The sequence below is a fragment of the Rhodanobacter sp. LX-99 genome, from assembly GCF_018599185.1.
In the GTDB taxonomy this organism is placed as follows: Bacteria; Pseudomonadota; Gammaproteobacteria; order Xanthomonadales; family Rhodanobacteraceae; genus Rhodanobacter.
Genome location: NZ_JAHFVL010000001.1, coordinates 1133926 through 1152486 on the forward strand (window position 1 = coordinate 1133926; position 18561 = coordinate 1152486).

The following is an 18561-nucleotide window of genomic DNA, read 5'->3' on the forward strand; positions in this document are numbered from 1 at the left end:
CTCACTTGTTCGTCCTCAGGTTGCCGAGTTGGGCCAGCTCGACCGCCGCCGCACCGATATCGCCGGCGCCGAGCAGCAGCAGCAGGTCGCCATCGCGCAGCAGCGCCGGCAAGGTTTCCTTCAGCTCGCGCGGATGCTCGACCAGCACCGGATCGACCTTGCCGCGCGCGCGCACCGCGCGCGCCAGCGCGCGGCCGTCGGCGCCGGCGATCGGCGCTTCGCCGGCCGGGTAGACGTCGGTCAGCACCAGCACGTCGACCTCGGCCAGCACGTTCGCGAAATCGTCCAGCAGGTCGCGCGTGCGGCTGTAGCGGTGCGGCTGGAAGCCGACCACCAGGCGGCGCTCGGGCCAGCCGCCGCGGGCGGCGGCGAACACCGCGGCCAGCTCGCGCGGGTGATGGCCGTAATCGTCGACCAGCAGCACGTGGCCCTGGTCCAGCGCGATCTCGCCGCGCCGGTGGAAGCGCCGGCCGACGCCCTGGAAGTTCTCCAGCGCACGCGCCAGCGCCTCCGCCTCCACGCCCAGCTGCCAGCCGATCGCGGACGCGGCCAGCGCGTTCAGCACGTTGTGCCGGCCCGGCAGGTTGAGCTTCACCGGCAACGCTTCGTCGCGACCCGGCAGCAGCAGGTCGAAGTGCATTTCGAAGCCGTGCTGGCTCACGTTCAACGCGCGCACGTCGGCGTCCGCGGTGTCGATGCCGTAGGTCATCACGCGGCGCGTGGTGGACTTCGCCAGCGCGGCCACTTCGGGGTCGTCCACGCACAGCACGGCCAGGCCGTAGAACGGCAGCCTGTGCAGGAAGTCGGCGAACGCCTTCTTCACTTCGGCGAAATCGCCGTGGTAGTTCTCCAGGTGATCGGCGTCGATATTGGTGACCGCGGCGATCACCGGCGACAGCAGCAGGAACGAGCCGTCGGATTCGTCGGCTTCCGCGACCAGGTACTGGCCGGTGCCGAGCCGCGCGTTCGCGCCGGCCGCGTTGAGCTGGCCGCCGATCACGAAGGTCGGGTCGTAGCCGGCCTCGGCCAGCACGCTGGCGGTGAGGCTGGTGGTGGTGGTCTTGCCGTGGGTGCCGGCGATCGCCACGCCGCGGCGGAAGCGCATCAGCTCGCCCAGCATCTCCGCGCGCGGAATCACCGGGATGCGCGCCGCGCGGGCCGCGACCAGCTCCGCGTTGTCCTGCCTGATCGCGCTGGAGGTCACCACCACGTCGGCGTCGCCGATGTTTTCCGCGGCGTGGCCGACGTGCACGACGATGCCCAGCTGCTGCAGCCGCTGTGCGGTGGGCGAGTTGGCGCGGTCGGAGCCCGACACCGCGTAGCCGAGGTTGTGCAGCACCTCGGCGATGCCGCTCATGCCGACGCCGCCGATGCCGATGAAGTGCACCCGGCGGAAGGTGCTCATCGGATCTTCATGCGCATGCAGTCGACGCGGCGTCATGCGGCCACCTCCAGACAAGCGCGCGCGATGACCTGCGCCGCGTCGGGTTTGGCCAGCGTGCGCGCGGCTTCTGCCATCGCCAGCAAGCGGCGGCGATCACCCAACAGCGACTCCAGCCGCTGCGCCAGAATCTGTACGTCCAGCTCGTTCTCCTGCATCAGTTCGGCGGCTCCGGCCGCCATCAGTACTTCGGCATTGCGCGTCTGATGGTCGTCCACCGCGTGCGGGAACGGCACCAGCACCGCGCCCAGCCCGGCCGCGGCCAGTTCGGCCAGGGTCAGCGCGCCGGCGCGGCAAACGGCCAGGTCGGCCCAGCCATAGGTGCCGGCCATGTCGTCGATGAACGCGACCACCTGCGCCTCGACGCCGGCCTTCGCATACGCCGCACGCGCTTCGTCGAGACCGCGGCTGCCGCACTGGTGCAGCACTTCGGGACGCTGCGCCGGGGTCAGCTGGGCCAGCGCCTGCGGCAGAGCGAGGTTCAGCGCACGGGCGCCGAGACTGCCGCCCAGCACCAGCAGGCGTGGCTTGCCGCCGCGTCCGGCCATGCGTTCGGCCGGCGGCGGCAGCGCCGCGATCGCTTCGCGCACCGGGTTGCCGACCCACTCAGCCCGCGGCAACGCGCCGGCGAAACCGGCCAGCACGCGTTTCGCCAGTCCGGCCAGCTTGCGGTTGGTGAACCCGGCCACGCGGTTCTGCTCGTGCACCAGCAGCGGCCGGCGCAGCAGCCATGCGGCGAGGCCGCCGGGGCCGGCCACGTAGCCGCCCATCGACAACACGCTGCGCGGCTGCACCTGGCGCAGCACGGCCAGCGAGGCGAACAGCGCGCGCAGCAGCATCAGCGGCGCCAGCAGCCGGGTCCTGATGCCCTTGCCGCGCAAGCCGCCGACCGCCACCGCGTGCAGCTCGATCCGCTGCGCCGGCACCACCTTCGTCTCCATCCCGCCGACCGCGCCCAGCCATACCACCGGCACGCCCTGCGCACGCAGGCACTCGGCCACGGCCAGGCCGGGGAAGATGTGGCCGCCGGTACCGCCGGCCATGATGAGGACGGGCGCTTGCGTATTCATGCAGCCACCGCCTCGCGCGGCTTCGCCGCGACGTTCGCATCGGCGGCGGCCACCGCCGCCGGCATGCGCGTGGCCATCTGCCGCGCGTCCAGCGCGCGGTTGATCTCGTAGGTGGCGCGCAGCAGCACGCCGGCCATGGCGCAGGTCAGCACCATCGACGAGCCGCCGTAGCTGATCAGCGGCAGGGTGAGTCCCTTGGTCGGCAACGCGCCCAGGTTCACGCCGACCGACACGAACGCCTGCATCGCCAGCATCAGCGAGACGCCGAACGCGACGTAGCCGGCAAAGCGCTGGCCCACCTCGACGCCCTTCAGGCCCAGGTACAGGCCGCGCCCCACCGCCAGTCCGAACAGGCCGATCACCAGCATCACGCCGGCCAGGCCCAGTTCCTCGCCGATCACCGCGAAGATGAAGTCGGTGTGCGCCTCCGGCAGGTAGGACAGCTTCAGCACGCTGGAACCCAGCCCCACCCCGGTCCATTCGCCGCGGCCGATCGCCATCAGCGACTGGGTGAGCTGGAAGCCGTCGTTGAACGGATCCTTCCACGGGTCCATGAACGAGGTCAGCCGCTTCATGCGGTAGCTCTCGCCGGTCGCCGCCACGTACAGCAGCGGCATCAGCGGCAAGCCCATCAGGAACAGGAAGATCGGCCGCGCGCCGCCCAGCCAGACCATCGCGATGGTCACCGCGATCACCAGCGTGGCCGAGCCGAAGTCCGGCTGCGCCAGCAGCAACAGCACGATCATGCCGGCGACCAGCACCGGCTTGAACAGGCCCAGGAACTTCGTTTCCACGTTCTCGCGGTGACGCACCAGGTAGCTGGCGACGTAGACCACCAGAATGAGCTTTACCGCCTCCACCGGCTGGAACGTGGTGACCAGCAGGTTCAGCCAGCGCCGCGCGCCGTTGATGCGCATGCCGAGGTGCGGCACGAACACCGCCAGCAGCATCAGGAACGCCAGCGCCAGCAGCGGGAACGCATATTTTTCCAGCAGCTTCAGCTCGGTGCGCATCGCCATGCCGGCCGCGAACAGGCCCAGGCCGAGGAACAGCAAGTGCTTCTTCAGGAAATAGAACGCGCCGATGTGCTGGCTGTCCGCCACCGCGATCGAGCTCGACGTCACCATCACCACGCCCACGCTGGCCAGCCCGACCAGCGCGACCAGCAGCCACAGGTCGAAGCTGCCGCGCGGTCCGGTACGGCGTTTGGCTTGGGTGGTGGCGTCGAAGATCGGCATCAGCGCACCTTCAACGTGGCCAGACCGACCAGCACCAGCACCACGCTGATGATCCAGAAGCGCACGATCACGCGCGGCTCGGGCCAGCCCTTCAATTCGAAGTGGTGATGGATCGGCGCCATGCGGAACACGCGCTTGCCGGTGAGCTTGAAGCTCGCCACCTGGATCATCACCGAGGCGGTTTCCATCACGAACACGCCGCCCATCACCAGCAGCACGACTTCCTGGCGCACGATCACCGCCACGCAGCCGAGCGCCGCGCCCATCGCCAGCGCGCCGACGTCGCCCATGAACACCTGCGCCGGATACGTGTTGAACCACAGGAACCCCAGCCCCGCCCCGGCCAGCGCGCCGGTGAAGATCGCCAGCTCGCCCGCGCCGGGAATCGAGGGGATGCCCAGGTATTCGGAGAACACCTTGTTGCCGGCCAGGTAGGCGAACACGCCGAGCGCACCGGAGACCAGCACGGTGGGCATGATCGCCAGGCCGTCCAGCCCGTCGGTGAGGTTCACCGCGTTGGAGAAGCCCACGATCATGAAGTAGGTGATCACCACGAAGAACAATCCCAGCGGCAGCACCACGTGCTTGAACAGCGGCACGTACAGCGCGGTCTCCGCCACCGGCAGGCCGGCCGCCGCCGCATGCGGCGCGGTGTAATACAGGAACAGCGCCGCGCCGAGGCCGAACACCGACTGCCAGAAATACTTCCAGCGGCTGGCCAGGCCGCGGCTGTCCTTCAGCACCAGCTTGCGGTAGTCGTCGTAGAAGCCGATCGCGCCGAAGCTCAGCAGCACCGCCAGCACCACCCACACGTAGCGGTTGTGCAGGTCGGCCCACAGCAGGGTGGCGACGGTGACCGAGAGCAGGATCATCACGCCGCCCATGGTCGGCGTGCCGGCCTTGACCAGGTGCGTCTGCGGACCGTCGCTGCGCACCACCTGCCCGGCCTTCAGCGCGGCCAGCCGGTTGATCAGCCACGGCCCGCACAGCAGCGACAGCGACAGCGCGGTGAGCGCAGCCATGATCGTGCGGAAGGTGATGTACTGGAACAGATGCAGCGCGGTGAAATGCCGTGCCATCCAGTCGGCCAGTTCAAGCAGCATCGGATGCGTCCCCCTTGTTCTTGTCCGCATGACCCGGATGGCCGCCGAGCGCCGCCACCACCTGCTCCATGCCGGCCGAACGCGAGCCCTTCACCAGGCAGGTGACGCCCGCGTGCAGTTGCGCCCGCAGCGCGGCAATCAGCGCGGCCTTGTCGTCGAAATGCTCGCCGCCCGCGCCGAAGGCCTCGACCGTGGCCACGCCGAGCGGACCGACTGCGAACAGCCGGTCGACGCCGTGCTCGCGCGCCCGCGCGCCGATGCCGGCATGCAGCGCGTGCGCATCCGCGCCCAGCTCGGCCATGTCGCCCAGCACCAGCCAGCGTTCGCCGCCGGCCAGCAGCAAGGTGTCGATCGCCGCCGCCATCGAGCTGGGGTTCGCGTTGTAGCTGTCGTCGATCAAAGTCCAGCCACCATCCATCGTCTCGCGGCGCAGCCGACCGGCCACGCCGGGCACCTGCTCCAGTCCGGTCACGATGGTTTCCAGCGGCACCTCAAGCGCGAGCGCCACCGCCGTCGCCGCCAGTGCATTGGCGATGTTGTGGCGTCCGGGCAACGGCAACGCCACTTCGGCGTCGCCGCGCGGCGTGCTCAACACGAAGCGCGAACCGTCCACGCGCTGCTCGATGATGTCGGCGCCGACATCGGCCGGCTGATCGAGACCGAAACGCAATTGCCTGCGCGCGCCGGCCAGGCCGCCGAAAAAACTGGCGAACGCATCGTCGGCGTTGATGATCGCGATGCCGTCCGCCGGCAACGCCTGGTACAGCGCGCCCTTGGTCTCGGCCACGCCCTCGATGCTGCCCATGCGCGCAAGATGCGCCGGCGCGATGAGCGTGACGAGGCCGATATCTGGCCGTGCGATGGCAGCCAGGTAGGCGATGTCGCCCGGCTTGCCGGCGCCCATCTCGAACACCGCGTATTCGGTGTCCAGCGGCATCGAGAGCAGGCTCAGCGGCAGGCCCAGCTCGTTGTTGAAGTTGCCCGCGCTGACATGGGTACGACCGTGCCGCGACAGGATCGAGGCAACCAGCGTCTTCACCGTGGTCTTGCCGTTGGAACCGGTGATGCCGACCACGCGCACGTCGCGCTGGGCGCGCACCGCGCTGGCCAGGTCGCCCAGCGCCAGCTCCGTGTCGTTCACCAGCACCTGCGGCAGTTCGCTGTCGACCTTGCGCGTGACCAGCGCGGCGACCGCGCCGCGCGCGGCGGCCTCGTCCAGGTAGTCGTGGCCGTCCGCCCGCTCGCCCTTGATCGCCACGAACAGGTCGCCGGGCCGCAGCTTGCGCGTGTCGATCGCGACGCCGGTGATCTCGGCATCGCCGCCAAGCAGGCGGCCGTGGGTCCACACGGCGATGGCGCTCAGCGACATCATGCGCGCGGCTCCTGGCTGATCCGTTCCAGCACGGCATGCGCCACCGCCATGTCGTCGAAAGGATGCTTGCCGGTGGCGCCGTCCTGGTAGGTTTCGTGACCCTTGCCGGCGATCAGCACGGCGTCGCCGGCGTGCGCCAGCTGCAGCGCGTCGGCGATCGCCACCGCGCGGTCGCGTTCGACGGCCATCGCGCGCGCCGCGGCCATGCCGGCGACGATCTGCGCCACGATCGCGTCGCCGTCTTCGCCGCGCGGGTTGTCGTCGGTGACGATGGCCACATCGGCCAGCCGCGCCGCGATCTCGCCCATCAGCGGACGCTTGCCCGCATCGCGCTCGCCGCCGCAGCCGAACACGCAAATCAGCTTGCCGGCGCAATGCGCGCGCACCGCGGTCAGCGCCTGCTCCAGCGCGTCCGGCGTATGCGCGTAATCGACCACCACCAGCGGCTGGCCGCGCAGGCCGCCGAGCCGGCTCATCCGCCCGTTGACCGGCTGCAGTTGCTCGACCGCTTCGACGATGCGCGCGAACGGCTCGCCCAGCGCGCCGAGGCAACCCACCACGGCGAGCAGGTTGGCCACGTTGAAGCGGCCGATCAGATGGCTGTGGATCGCCCGCGTGCCCCACGGCGTGCGCAGCTGGAACGCCAGCCCTTCGGCCGAGGTGACGATCGCGCTGGCGGCGACCTCCGCCTCGCTGTCGTCGGCCATGCTGAAACGCAGGCGCCGCACGCCGGCAGGCAGTTGCGCCGCCAGTTCGCGGCCGAACGCATCGTCGATGTTGATCACCGCGCCACGCAGGCCCGGCCAGGCGAACAGCTTCGCCTTCGCCGCGCCGTAGGCCTCCATGCTGCCGTGGTAGTCCAGGTGGTCGCGGGTGAGGTTGGTGAACGCGGCCACCTCGAAATCCACGGCACCCACGCGGCCCTGCTCCAGCGCGTGCGACGACACCTCCATCGCCACGTGGTCGACCCTGGCGTCGCGGAATTCCGCCAGCAGCGCCTGCACGCTGATCGCATCCGGCGTGGTGCGCTCGCCTTCGCGCAACCGGCCGTGCACGCCGGCGCCGAGCGTGCCGATCGAGGCCGCGCGATGGCCGAGCAGGGTCAGCGCCTGCGCCAGCAACTGCACGCACGACGTCTTGCCGTTGGTGCCGGTGACGCCGACCATCCGCATCGACTCGCTGGGACGATTGTAAAAACGCGCGGCGATTTCGCTGACCTGGCCATGCAGGCCGTCGATCCACAGAACGGGAACTTCCAGCGGCTCGACCTCGCCGGGCGCGGGCGCCTCGGCCAGCACCACCCTGGCGCCGCGCTGCACGGCGCCGGCGGCGAAGGTGACGCCGTGGGCCTGATTGCCGCGCAAGGCGAAGAACGCGTCGCCGCGCTGCACCCGGCGCGAATCGAGGGTCAGGCCGGACACCACGATGCGGCCAGTCGCCGGCGCGGCGGCGATCGGTGCATCGGCGATGCCCAGCAGCAACTGGTCGAGATGACCGGTGCTCATGGCGTGTCCTCGTCGACCGGGGCATCGTCGAGCGGCGCATCGACCGGCGGCTTGCTGCCGACCAGCCCATCCGGACTCTGCAGCGGACCACCGACATACCAGCGGCCGATGTTGTCCGGCGGCACGTCGAGCAGGCGCAGCGCGCCTTCCATCACCTTGGCGAACACCGGTCCGGAGACCGTGCCGCCGTAATAGCTGCCCTTCTGCGGATTGTCGATGACGACCACGCCGACCAGGCGCGGATTCGACGCCGGCACGACGCCGGCGAATGCGGAGGTATAGCTGTTCTTGTCGTAGCCGCCGACGCTCGCCTTGTGCGCCGTGCCGGTCTTGCCGGCCACGCTATAGTTGGCGATGCGCGCCGGCGTGCCCGTGCTGCCCGGACCGGTCACCGTCTCCATCATCTGCACCAGCTCGTGCGCGATCTGCGGCGAGATGATCTGTTTTGCGGCGTTGTCGTTGCCCTTGATGAAGGTGGGGCTGTGCATCACGCCGCCGTCGGCGATGGTGGCGTAGGCATTGGCCAGCTGCAGCACGGTCACGTTGAGCCCGTAGCCGTAACCCAGGATGGCCTTTTCCAGCGGCCGCCAGTCGCGCCCGATCCGCAGGTAACCGGAGGCCTCGCCGGGGAAGCCGCTTTCGGTGCTGTTGCCGAAACCGAACGCGCGATAGGTGTCGTACATCAGGCCGGTATCGAGCGTCATCGCGATGCGCGCGGCGCCCACGTTGCTCGACTTGGTGATCACGCCGGTCGGCGTCAGCACCCCGTAATTGTGGGTGTCGTGGATGTCGTGGCCCTGGAAATACCAGTGTCCGCCGGTGGTGTCGATGAGCGGGCTGGTCGGGGTGTACTTGCCGCTGGACAGCGCCGCCGCCATCAGGATCGGTTTCACGGTGGAGCCCGGCTCGAGCACGTCGGTCATCGCCCGGTTGCGCCGCTGGCCCGGCCTGCTGCCGCTGAGCGCGTTCGGGTTGTAGGTCGGCAGGTTGGCCATCGCCAGCACTTCGCCGGTCTTCGCGTCCAGCACCACGATCGAGCCGGAGTCGGCCTGGGATTTCTCCAGCGTGTTCTTCAGCTCGCTGTAGGCGAGGAACTGGATGCGCCGGTCGATGCTGAGCGTGAGGTTCTGCCCCGGCTTCGGCGCGCGCACCTGCTCGATGTCTTCCACCACGTGGCCCATGCGGTCGCGGATGACACGCTTGGCGCCAGGCTTGCCGGCCAGCCAGTCGTCGTAGGCCAGTTCCAGGCCTTCCTGGCCGCGGTCGTCGATGTTGGTGAAGCCGAGCACGTGCGCGGTCACTTCGCCGGACGGGTAGTAGCGCTTGAACTCGCGCTGGCCGTTGATGCCGGGAATGCCCAGGTCCAGCACCGCCTGCGCCGCGGCCGGCGCCATCTGCCGGCGCAGGTACACGAACTCGCGGTCGGAACGCTGCGCCAGCTGCGCTTTCAGGCCGTCCGCATCCACGCCCAGCGCCTGCGCCAGTGCGGGGATGCGCTCGTCGTTGTCGAGCACTTCGGACGGGTTCGCCCAGATCGACATCATCGGGGTCGACACCGCCAGCGGCTCGCCGTTGCGGTCGAAGATGGTGCCGCGCGACACCGGGATCGGCATCTCGCGCAGGAAGCGCGCATCGCCCTGGCGCTGGTAGAACTGCTTGCGCACCACCTGCAGGTCGAACGCGCGCGCGACCAGGCCGATCGAGGCCAGTCCGAGCAGGCCGACCACCACCACCATGCGCCGGCGCGCGCTGGGGCCGGCGCTGCGGCGCCGGCCGGACTGAGGGGGAATGCTGTGGCTGCGCCAGCTCATCGCAGCAACCGGATGTCTTGCGGGCGCGGATCGACCATGCCCAGCTTCTGCCGGGCCTCGTCGTCGATGCGCCGCGGTTCGGCGTAGGTGGCCTGCTCCAGTTCGAGCTTGCCGTATTCGATGTTCAGCTCGTCGCGCTGGTTCTGCAGCGCAGTCAGGTTGACGAACAGCACGCGGCTCTCGTGGCGCGTCCACACCACGCCGAGCGCACTGGCCAGCACGGCGACCAGCAGGGTCAGCAGGCACAGGGCGCCGATCGCCTTCATGACAACTTCTCCGCCACGCGCAGCACGGCCGAGCGTGCACGCGGGTTCACCGCCAGCTCGGCGTCGGACGGGAACTGCGCCTTGCCGACTGCCGCCAGCCGCGCCGGCGCGGCCTGCACCGGCGGCCCGCGGCGGCTGTTCTGCACGCGACCGGAGTGATCGCGGATGAACAATTTCACCGCGCGGTCCTCCAGCGAATGGAAACTGATCACCGCCAGCCGGCCGCCGGGCCTGAGCCGTTCCAGCGCCGCATCCAAGCCCTGCTGCAGGGCGTCCAGCTCGCCGTTCACGCGGATGCGCAGCGCCTGGAAGCTGCGCGTGGCCGGATGCTTGCCCGGCTCGCGCCGGCCCGCCACGCGCTCGATCAACGCGGCCAGCTGGCCGGTGCGGGTGAACGGGGTGGCGTCGCGGTCGGCCACGATGGCGCGGGCGATGCGCCGGCTGTGGCGCTCCTCGCCGTAGTGCCACAGCACGTCGGCGATCTCGCGCTCGCTGGCCTGCGCCAGGAAATCCGCGGCGCTTTCGCCCTGGGTGGTGTCCATGCGCATGTCCAGCGGCGCATCGGCCATGAAGCTGAAGCCGCGTGCGGCCTCGTCCAGCTGCGGCGAGGACACGCCCAGGTCGAGCAGCACGCCGTCGAGGCCGGCGGCGGTCTCGTCCCACTCGGCCAGGCTGGAGAAATTCGCATGCCGGATCGCCACGCGCGGATCGCCGGCGAACTCCGCCTGCGCCGCGGCGATCGCGGTGGGGTCGCGGTCCATCAGCAGCAGGCGGCCGTCGGGACCCAGGCGCGACAGAACCGCGCGGGCGTGACCGCCGCGACCGAAGGTCCCATCGAGATAGCGCCCGCCAGCCTGCACGGCGAGTCCCTCCACTGCTTCACCCAGCATCACCGGGATGTGCCGCAACTGCTTGGAGCCTGAATTCATGTGCCGGATAGTCCGCGTTGTCCCGCTGTGGCTGTCAGGTGGTAGTGCGTGGCGCCGGCCAAGGGATTTCCTTGGCCAAGCCGCGCGCTGCCGCATGGCGGCCACAGCGGGACAACCCAAAGGGCCGGGTCTGCTTGCCCACAAGGCGGCGTCATCATTCGGTCGTGTATCGACATACACTCCCTCACTCTTCCTTGCCTTGCGAGCAAGCAGCTCCCGGCGCGGACCATCCGGCACATGAATTCAGGCTCTTGGCCATGCCGCACTCCCGCTCCCGTCCCGCCAAATTCGACTGCCTTGCCGTTGCCGGCTAAAGGCGAAGATCCGCCATTTGTTCCGTGATTTCGTCCTCGCCAATGACCTGGCGGATCTTGGCCAGATGGGCCTGTTCGCTCCACAGCTCGAACTTGTTGCCCATGCCCAGCAACACCGCTTTCTTCTCGATGCCCGCCGCGGCGCGCTGGCTTGCCGGCAGCAGAACCCGCGCCGCGCCGTCAGGCTCGACCACGGCAGCGGCGCCCACCAGCTTCATCTGCATGTCGCGATGGGCGGCCTTGACCTTGGACAAGGCATTCACCTGGTCGCGTACCTGTTCCCACTCGCCATGCGGAAACAGCCACAGGCAACCCGGCTCGAACGGGTTGTAGGTGATCACCAGACGATTGGCGCATTCGCCCGCCACCTGCTCCCGATATGCCGTCGGAATGGTCAGGCGACCCTTGTCGTCGATGGTGATGGCGGTTTCGCCCTGAAACACGATCAGCAGACTCCACTAAAACCCACGATTTCACACTGGAGCCCACGATAATCTCGCCCCATGAGACTGTCAAGGGAATTTCGCTTGTGAATCAAGGAGTAAAGGCAGAATGCTGACCGTACATGCAGCATATTCTCAGGAACGCCGGCAAGGTGTTTGAAAGCAGGGAATTTTTTATCAATTCAAATGCACAGGTTTGAGCCAAAACCGGGTGAAATCCGGCCGAACCGACGCCGTGATACCGCTCGGGGATGAATCGCCGTTCACACAGATACGCTCATCACCACCGCGACGACGGATCGCGGTGGTGATGAGGGCATGAAAGAGGTGGAGTCGGCCTGTAAGCCGGGTTCTGTACGTCTCGCGACGCGACAGTCATTCCTCTCGGCCAGGCGTCGCCGCCTGGCTCCAGCAACCTACCCGGGAACAACGCGGGCCGCGTTATCGTTCCCCTATTTGGTCTTGCTCCGAGTGGGGTTTACCGTGCCGTACGGCGTTGGCCCCGTACGCGGTGCGCTCTTACCGCACCCTTTCACCCTTGCCTGTGCCCTTGCGGGCCATCGGCGGTCTGCTCTCTGTTGCACTGGCCGTCAGCTCACGCTGCCCAGGAGTTACCTGGCACTCTGCCCTGCGGAGCCCGGACTTTCCTCGATGCGCTTGCGCGCGACGCGACTGTCCGGCCGACTCCATGGCCAGTGTACCGGCTGGGAATAGAGAATGGGGAATAGGAGAGGTACGGCGCGCGCGCTTTGACCATTCCCTATTTCCCATTCTCTATTCCCTCTCCTGGTACAGGAGCTTGCGCGGCGCGCCGCTGATCGCGGCAGCCAGCTTCGCCGCCTTCGCCGGCGGCAGTTCCTCGCGCAGGATCGCGAACACGCGCTGGCCTTCGGCCAGTTTCGCATCGGCCTCCTCGCCACGTCCGGCGACCAGGATCACGCATTCGCCGCGCTGCTGGTCGGGATCGCCCGCCACGCGTGCGGCCAGTTCCACCAGCGGCTCGCCGATCACCGTCTCGAACAGCTTGGTCAGCTCGCGCGCCAGCACTGCCTCGCGCCCGGTGCCGAACACGTCGCGCATGTCGGCCAGGCTTTCGGCGACCCGATGCGACGACTCATAGAAGATGAGCGTGCGCGCGTCGCCCGCCAGCTCCTGCAGCCGGCTGCGCCGTGCGGCCGCTTTCGGCGGCAGGAAGCCTTCGAACACGAAACGGTCGCTGGGCAGGCCAGCCACCGACAGCGCCGCGATCGCCGCGCAGGCGCCCGGCACCGGAACGCAACGGATGCCCGCGGCGCGCGCGGCGCGCACCAGCCGGAAACCCGGATCGCTGATCAGCGGCGTGCCCGCATCGGAGATCAGCGCCACCGCATCGCCGCCCTGCATCCGGCGCACGATGGCGTCCACCGCATCGCGCTCGTTGTGCTCGTGCAACGCGATCAACGGCGTGTCGATGTTGTGATGCACCAGCAGCGGCCGGCTGTGCCGGGTATCTTCCGCAGCGATCACCGCCACCGCACGCAAGGTTTCGATCGCGCGGGCGGACAGGTCATCGCGATGGCCGATGGGGGTAGCCACCACCCACAAGCAACCTGGCTGAACTGCTGACATCGTCATACTCCTGCGCCGTGAGCCGGCAATCCGATCGGCTATGATCGCGCATTGACGACCATGACGAACAAGGGATTTCCCATGCGCTTCATGCGCCTCTCGCGCGTCACCGCGATCGGACTGCTGTTTTCACTGGCGCTGGCCGCCTGCGTGCCGGCGAACGCACCGCGCTCGCCGGCCGAACTCGCCGCCGCGCAAAGCGCCGAGGCGCTGTCGCGGCAAGGCCAGTTCGACCAGGCCGCCCAGGCATGGCTTGCACTGGCCACGCAATCGCGCGGCCACGCCGACAGCTACCGCCTGCTCGCCGCCGAGGCCTGGCGCGAGGAAGGTCGGCTCGATCGCGCCGCCCCGGTGCTGGACAGCATCAAGCGCCAGCGCCTCAGCGGTGACGAGCCGCTCCGCTTCGACCTGTTGCTGGCCGAGCTCGCGCTCGGTCGGCACGACGCCGCCACCGCGCTGCGGCTCACCACGCAACCGAACGTCGTGGCGCCGCCCGCACTGCAACTGCGCCTGCTGGAATGGCGCGCCCGCGCCATGGCCGCCAGCGGCGACCGCTGGGGCGCCGCGCGCACCCGCGTGCAGATGGACGGCCAATTGAGCGGTTTCGACCATACCCAGAACCGCCAGCAGATCCTCGAGCTGCTCCACCAGGTCGGCGTCGAGTCGCTCAAGCAGCGCGCCGCCGCGATGCAGCGCGGCGACCGCATGCTGCCATGGGTGAACGAGGCGCTGAGCCAGCTCGGTGTCGCCGTGGCGCAACCGCCGCCGGATTTGCAGCAGCCGGTCGGCACCCTGTTGCCCGGCGCCGACGCGAACGTGCGCGAAGGCTACAAGGTGCCTGCCCAGGTCGCCCTGCTGCTGCCCAACGACGGCAATTACGCCGCCGCGAGCACGGCGATCCGCGAAGGTTTCTTCGCAGCCTACCTCGACGCCGGACGCAATCACGCGCCGCGTCCCTCGGTGCGCGTCTACGACAGCCAGGGCACCGCCGACGGCGCGGTCAAGGCGTACCAGCAGGCGGTCAGCGACGGCGCCCGGCTGGTGGTCGGTCCGCTGACCCGCGGTGAAGTCGCCGCGGTGTTCAGCCAGGCGCAACTGCCCGTGCCGGTGCTGGCACTGAACCATCCCGACGACAAGCAGTTGCCGGCGGCCAATGCCAGCGAATTCGGCCTGTTGCCGGAAACCGAAGGCGCCCAGGCCGCCGATCACATGATCGAGCGCAGCCTGCGCCAGGTCTACGTGCTGGTCTCCACCGACGATTTTGCGCAGCGTGCGGCCGGTGCCTTCAAGGCCGAGCTGGCGGCGCGTGGCGGCCAGCTCGCCGGCACGATCACCCTGCCGCCGGGCGTCACCAGCTACGCCAGCATCATCGCCGGGCTGAAGCTTCCCACCGCGCCCGCCGCCTCCGCACCCGCTGCCAGCGGCACCGCCGCCCCGGCCGAAAGCAGCGTCGCGAACGACGCCGGCATCTTCATCAGCATGCGTCCCGCGCAGGCGCGCCTGCTGCTGCCGCAGCTGCGCATTGCACAGGTGAACCTGCCGGTGTTCGCCACCTCGCACGTCTATGAAGGCAGCGACGACGCGGCGGCGAATCGCGACCTGGATGGCGTCGAGTTCTGCGACGCGCCGTGGCTGTTCGATGCCCAGCCGGGCCTGCCGAACCGCGATGGGGTCGCCGCGCGCCTGCCGGCGGCCCGCGGTGGTGCCGCGCGGCTGTTCGCGTTCGGCATGGATGCATGGAACCTGGTGCCCTACCTCGACTGGCTGCGCGCACACCCGGGCAGCTACGTGCCCGGCGCCAGCGGCCAACTCGCCGCCGACCAGTTCGGCCGCGTACGCCGCGTGCTGATCTGGGCGCAGTTCCAGAACGGCCTGGCGCGTCCGCTGGGCGGCAGCCTGCAGATGGACGACGTGCCGTCGAACGCGCCTCCCGCCACGACCGAGCCGTCGCCGGCGAGCTCCCCGTCGAGCGGGGCCTTCCAGCCCGCGACGGACTGATGCGCGCCGCCGGCGACGACTTCGAACAGCGCGCCTGCGACGGACTCGAACGCGCCGGCTTGAAACTGCTGGCGCGCAACTACACCACCCGCCATGGCGAGTTGGACCTGGTGATGCGCGATGGCGACACCGTGGTGTTCGTCGAAGTGCGTTACCGCCGCAGCGCCAGCCACGGCGACGCCGCCACTTCGGTCACCACGGCCAAGCAGGCGAAACTGATCCTCGCCGCGCAGCACTGGCTGGCCGCACATCCGCAACACGCGCGACGCAGTTGCCGCTTCGACGTGGTCAGCTACGACGGCCCGCCCGATGCCATTCGGCGCGAGTGGCTGCGCGGCGCATTCGAAGCCGACTGATCCGGCCCGACTGATCCGGCGCAGAAAATTTTTCCCGCGAGTGGATTACGCTTTGCCGATGCACCTGCCCGCCGAACTGCTCGCCCGCCTGCACGAGATCTTCCCCGCCGACGCACTCGCCACCGGCGACGCGGAGCGGATCGCCTACTCGTACGACAATTCGCGCCGGCACGCGCTGCCCGACGCAGTGGTGTTTCCCACCGAACACGCCCAGGTCGAGGCACTGATGCAGACCTGCCGCGCGCACAAGGTGCCGGTGATCGCGCGCGGGCGCGGCACCAACACCACCGGCGCCACGGTGCCTGTGGATGGCGGCGTGGTGGTGAGCTTCGAGCGGATGAACCGGATCCTGCGCATCGACCCGGACAACCGCCTCGCGGTGGTCGAGCCCGGCGTATTGAACGGCGACCTGCAACAGGCGCTGGCCGCCCACGGCTTCTTCTGGCCGCCCGACCCTTCCTCGGCGCCCTGGTGCAGCATCGGCGGCAACCTCGCCTGCAATTCGGCCGGACCGCGCACGGTGAAATACGGCAGTCCGCGCGAGAACACGCTGGGCCTGCGCGCGGTGGCCGGCAGCGGCGAAAGTTTCCGCTGCGGGACCTACACCAGCAAGGGCGCGACCGGCTACGACCTGACCCGATTGCTGATCGGTTCGGAAGGCACCCTGGCGCTGATCACCGAAGCGACCCTGAAGCTCGCGCCGAAGCCGTCGGCGGTGCGCACGCTGCGCGCGACCTATCGCGATGTCGGCGCGGCGGCGCGCGCGGTGGCGCGGATCATGGCGCAGCCGGTGACGCCGTGCGCGCTGGAGTTCATCGACGACGTGGCGCTGAAGCTGGCGCACGACCACGGCGGCGACAGCGTGCCGCTGGCCGGCGCGATGCTGATGATCGAGGTGGACGGCGAAGCGGCCACGCTGCCTTCGGCGGTCGACGCGGTGTCGGCAGCGGCGCGCGGCGACGGGCTGGAGGAACTGCGCATCGCCGAAACCGCCGACGAAACCCGCGCGCTGTGGGCCGCGCGCAAGGCACTGTCGCCGGCGCAGCGCACGATCTCGCCGCACAAGATCAACGAGGACGTGGTGGTGCCGGTCAGCCACCTGCCCGCGCTGGTCGACGGCATCAAGGCACTTTCGGCGAAGCACGACGTGCCGATCGTCAGCTTCGGCCACGCCGGCAACGGCAACCTGCACGTGAACCTGCTGCCGCGCGACGACGCCGAACGCGAGCGCGCGCATGCCTGCCTCGCCGAGGTGTTCGCGTTGGTGATCTCGCTCGACGGCACGTTGTCGGGCGAGCACGGCATCGGCATGGTCAAGCGCGAGTTCATGCCGCTGGCACTGGAGCCGGCGACGCTGGGGCTCATGCGCAACATCAAGGCCGCCTTCGACCCGGACGGCATCCTCAACCCCGGCAAGTTGCTGCCTTGAGCGAAGCTTCGGCAGGTCGTGGCCCCGACCATCATCGGCTTCGCAAAAAACTGCGACACCTGATGCTTTCCCTTGCGCACGTGACTGGGCTATACAGACCAGAAGGCATCGGATGGATCGCCAAAGGCATCCTTCGATTCACAGGGGCAGGGGGAAGTGCATGAAGTTTTTCGCAAGCGTCGCGCTGGTAGTGGCCTGCCTGGGCAGTGCCTCATGCAACCAGCAGAAGCTCATCGACCAGTTCACGCCGAAGGCCGAAGCGGCGATGGCAAAAAGTACACTGGACGATCTGCGCAAAGGCAAGCTGGACACCATCGAATCGCGACTGGCGCCGAACTTGCGGAACGATCCCGCCATCGACGCCAAACTGCACCAACTCACCGACTATTTCCCGCCGGGCGAGCCACACTCGATGAAAACGGTAGGCGCCTTCTCCAACACCTTCAATGGCGTCAAGCATGTTCGCTTGACCTACGAATACCAATTCGACGCGTCATGGCTGCTGGCCGAGGTGGCCATGGTGCAAGACGGCGACAAAATCCTGATCGAAGGGTTGCATGTCAATCGCACGAAACATTCGCTGGCGCAGACCAACGCGTTCAGCCTGCGGGGCAAGGGGCCGATGGCCTGGCTGATGATGGGCTTGGTGTGCGTACTTCCACTGTTCTGTCTGTTTGCCTTCGTGCTGTGCCTGCGCACGCCCATGCGGGAACGCAAATGGCTGTGGGCCATCTTTACCCTGATCGGGGTGGTTACCGTGCGGCTCAACTGGACAAACGATGATTTCAGCGTGTCCCTGATCAGCGTCCAGTTGTTCAGCGCCTCGGCATCGCAGTTCCTGAATGGGCCATGGACACTGGGGGTTTCCTTCCCGCTGGGTGCAATGATGTTCCTGCTGCGACGACGCGAACTGATGTTCCGACCCGGCACGGCCATACCACCGATGTTGCCAGGCAGTGATCGCGACTCATCGGGTGTCTGACTGGCGTGCCTATACGGCGTTGCCGTGCCACACGCGCACCTTGCCTCTTGATGCTTGTCGCGGCGACGCTCTATCGTGCATGGATCCATGCCCCATTTGATGATTCATCCATGAGCCTCGACAAGCTGCTTGTCGATATCCGCGCGTGCCGGATCTGCGCGGCGCATCTGCCGCTGGGGCCGCGACCGGTGCTGCAGGCATCGGCGACGTCGCGGCTGCTGATCGTCAGCCAGGCGCCGGGGCGCAAGGTGCACGAGACCGGCATTCCGTTCAACGATCCCAGCGGCGACCGCCTGCGCGACTGGCTGGGGATCGACAAGGCCACGTTCTACGACGCCGGCCGCGTGGCGATCGTGCCGATGGGTTTCTGCTTCCCCGGCACCGGCAAGGGCGGCGACCTGCCGCCGCGGCCCGAATGTGCGCCGACCTGGCACCCGCGCCTGCTGCCGCTGCTGAAGCAAGTGCAACTGACCCTGGTGATCGGCCAATACGCGCAGGCCGGCCTGCTCGGCGTGGCGCGCGGCACGCGCCTCACCGACACCGTGCAGGCATGGCGCGACCATCTCGCCCACGGCCGTCTGCCGCTGCCGCATCCCAGCCCGCGCAACCGGTTATGGCTGGCGCGCAATCCGTGGTTCGGAACCGAACTGCTGCCGGTACTGCGCGAACGCGTGGGTGCGGCATTGCGCAACTGAG

General features: G+C 68.8%; 16 protein-coding genes and 1 other RNA gene. 5 read left to right on the top strand and 12 right to left on the bottom strand.

Annotated features, from left to right (window positions below):
• Window position 1: 1 nt before the first annotated feature.
• The 12 genes from murC to rsmI form a co-directional block, all read right to left on the bottom strand.
• Window positions 2–1441 (bottom strand): UDP-N-acetylmuramate--L-alanine ligase, encoded by a 1440-nt coding sequence (murC, locus tag KK131_RS05475; RefSeq protein ID WP_214555683.1) that lies wholly within the window; start codon window positions 1439–1441, stop codon window positions 2–4.
• Entirely contained in the window at window positions 1438–2511 is a 1074-nt protein-coding gene (gene murG / locus KK131_RS05480) for an undecaprenyldiphospho-muramoylpentapeptide beta-N-acetylglucosaminyltransferase (RefSeq protein WP_214555684.1), read from the bottom strand. The genes murC and murG overlap by 4 nt, the downstream gene beginning before the upstream one ends.
• Window positions 2508–3749, bottom strand: a complete 1242-nt coding sequence (gene ftsW / locus KK131_RS05485; protein WP_214555685.1) for a putative lipid II flippase FtsW — start codon at window positions 3747–3749, stop codon at window positions 2508–2510. Before ftsW ends, murG begins: the two co-directional genes overlap by 4 nt.
• Window positions 3749–4852 carry a phospho-N-acetylmuramoyl-pentapeptide-transferase gene (gene mraY / locus KK131_RS05490; RefSeq protein WP_214555686.1) on the bottom strand — a complete coding sequence of 368 codons (1104 nt, stop codon included), beginning with the start codon at window positions 4850–4852 and terminating at the stop codon, window positions 3749–3751. The genes ftsW and mraY overlap by 1 nt, the downstream gene beginning before the upstream one ends.
• Complete coding sequence (gene murF, locus KK131_RS05495) at window positions 4842–6224, bottom strand: UDP-N-acetylmuramoyl-tripeptide--D-alanyl-D-alanine ligase (RefSeq protein ID WP_214555687.1); 1383 nt, start codon at window positions 6222–6224, stop codon at window positions 4842–4844. The genes mraY and murF overlap by 11 nt, the downstream gene beginning before the upstream one ends.
• Window positions 6221–7729 (bottom strand): UDP-N-acetylmuramoyl-L-alanyl-D-glutamate--2,6-diaminopimelate ligase, encoded by a 1509-nt coding sequence (locus tag KK131_RS05500; RefSeq protein WP_214555688.1) that lies wholly within the window; start codon window positions 7727–7729, stop codon window positions 6221–6223. Before KK131_RS05500 ends, murF begins: the two co-directional genes overlap by 4 nt.
• Window positions 7726–9540 carry a penicillin-binding protein 2 gene (locus tag KK131_RS05505; RefSeq protein WP_214555689.1) on the bottom strand — a complete coding sequence of 605 codons (1815 nt, stop codon included), beginning with the start codon at window positions 9538–9540 and terminating at the stop codon, window positions 7726–7728. The genes KK131_RS05500 and KK131_RS05505 overlap by 4 nt, the downstream gene beginning before the upstream one ends.
• On the bottom strand, window positions 9537–9797 hold the full coding sequence (ftsL, locus tag KK131_RS05510; protein WP_214556654.1) for a cell division protein FtsL: 261 nt from the start codon (window positions 9795–9797) through the stop codon (window positions 9537–9539). The genes KK131_RS05505 and ftsL overlap by 4 nt, the downstream gene beginning before the upstream one ends.
• Before the next feature lie 5 nt (window positions 9798–9802).
• Window positions 9803–10735, bottom strand: a complete 933-nt coding sequence (rsmH, locus tag KK131_RS05515) for a 16S rRNA (cytosine(1402)-N(4))-methyltransferase RsmH (RefSeq protein WP_214555690.1) — start codon at window positions 10733–10735, stop codon at window positions 9803–9805.
• A 310-nt stretch (window positions 10736–11045) separates the two neighbouring features.
• On the bottom strand, window positions 11046–11501 hold the full coding sequence (gene mraZ / locus KK131_RS05520) for a division/cell wall cluster transcriptional repressor MraZ (protein WP_214556655.1): 456 nt from the start codon (window positions 11499–11501) through the stop codon (window positions 11046–11048).
• Window positions 11502–11817: 316 nt separating this feature from the next.
• An RNA gene (gene rnpB, locus KK131_RS05525) (RNase P RNA component class A) lies at window positions 11818–12180 on the bottom strand.
• Between the two features lie 86 nt (window positions 12181–12266).
• Complete coding sequence (gene rsmI / locus KK131_RS05530) at window positions 12267–13100, bottom strand: 16S rRNA (cytidine(1402)-2'-O)-methyltransferase (protein ID WP_214555691.1); 834 nt, start codon at window positions 13098–13100, stop codon at window positions 12267–12269.
• Window positions 13101–13181: 81 nt separating this feature from the next.
• Here rsmI and KK131_RS05535 point away from each other — a divergent pair, with 81 nt between their 5' ends.
• The 5 genes from KK131_RS05535 to KK131_RS05555 all read left to right on the top strand — a co-directional run bounded on the left by KK131_RS05535 (window position 13182) and on the right by KK131_RS05555 (window position 18560).
• Window positions 13182–15098 carry a penicillin-binding protein activator gene (locus tag KK131_RS05535; protein WP_214555692.1) on the top strand — a complete coding sequence of 639 codons (1917 nt, stop codon included), beginning with the start codon at window positions 13182–13184 and terminating at the stop codon, window positions 15096–15098.
• On the top strand, window positions 15098–15454 hold the full coding sequence (locus KK131_RS05540) for a YraN family protein (RefSeq protein ID WP_214555693.1): 357 nt from the start codon (window positions 15098–15100) through the stop codon (window positions 15452–15454). The genes KK131_RS05535 and KK131_RS05540 overlap by 1 nt, the downstream gene beginning before the upstream one ends.
• Window positions 15455–15512: 58 nt before the next feature.
• Complete coding sequence (locus tag KK131_RS05545) at window positions 15513–16883, top strand: FAD-linked oxidase C-terminal domain-containing protein (protein ID WP_214555694.1); 1371 nt, start codon at window positions 15513–15515, stop codon at window positions 16881–16883.
• A gap of 160 nt (window positions 16884–17043) precedes the next feature.
• On the top strand, window positions 17044–17865 hold the full coding sequence (locus KK131_RS05550; protein ID WP_214555695.1) for a hypothetical protein: 822 nt from the start codon (window positions 17044–17046) through the stop codon (window positions 17863–17865).
• A gap of 110 nt (window positions 17866–17975) precedes the next feature.
• Window positions 17976–18560: a uracil-DNA glycosylase family protein gene (locus KK131_RS05555; RefSeq protein ID WP_214555696.1), complete on the top strand. Its 585-nt coding sequence runs from the start codon at window positions 17976–17978 to the stop codon at window positions 18558–18560.
• Window position 18561: the final 1 nt, after the last annotated feature.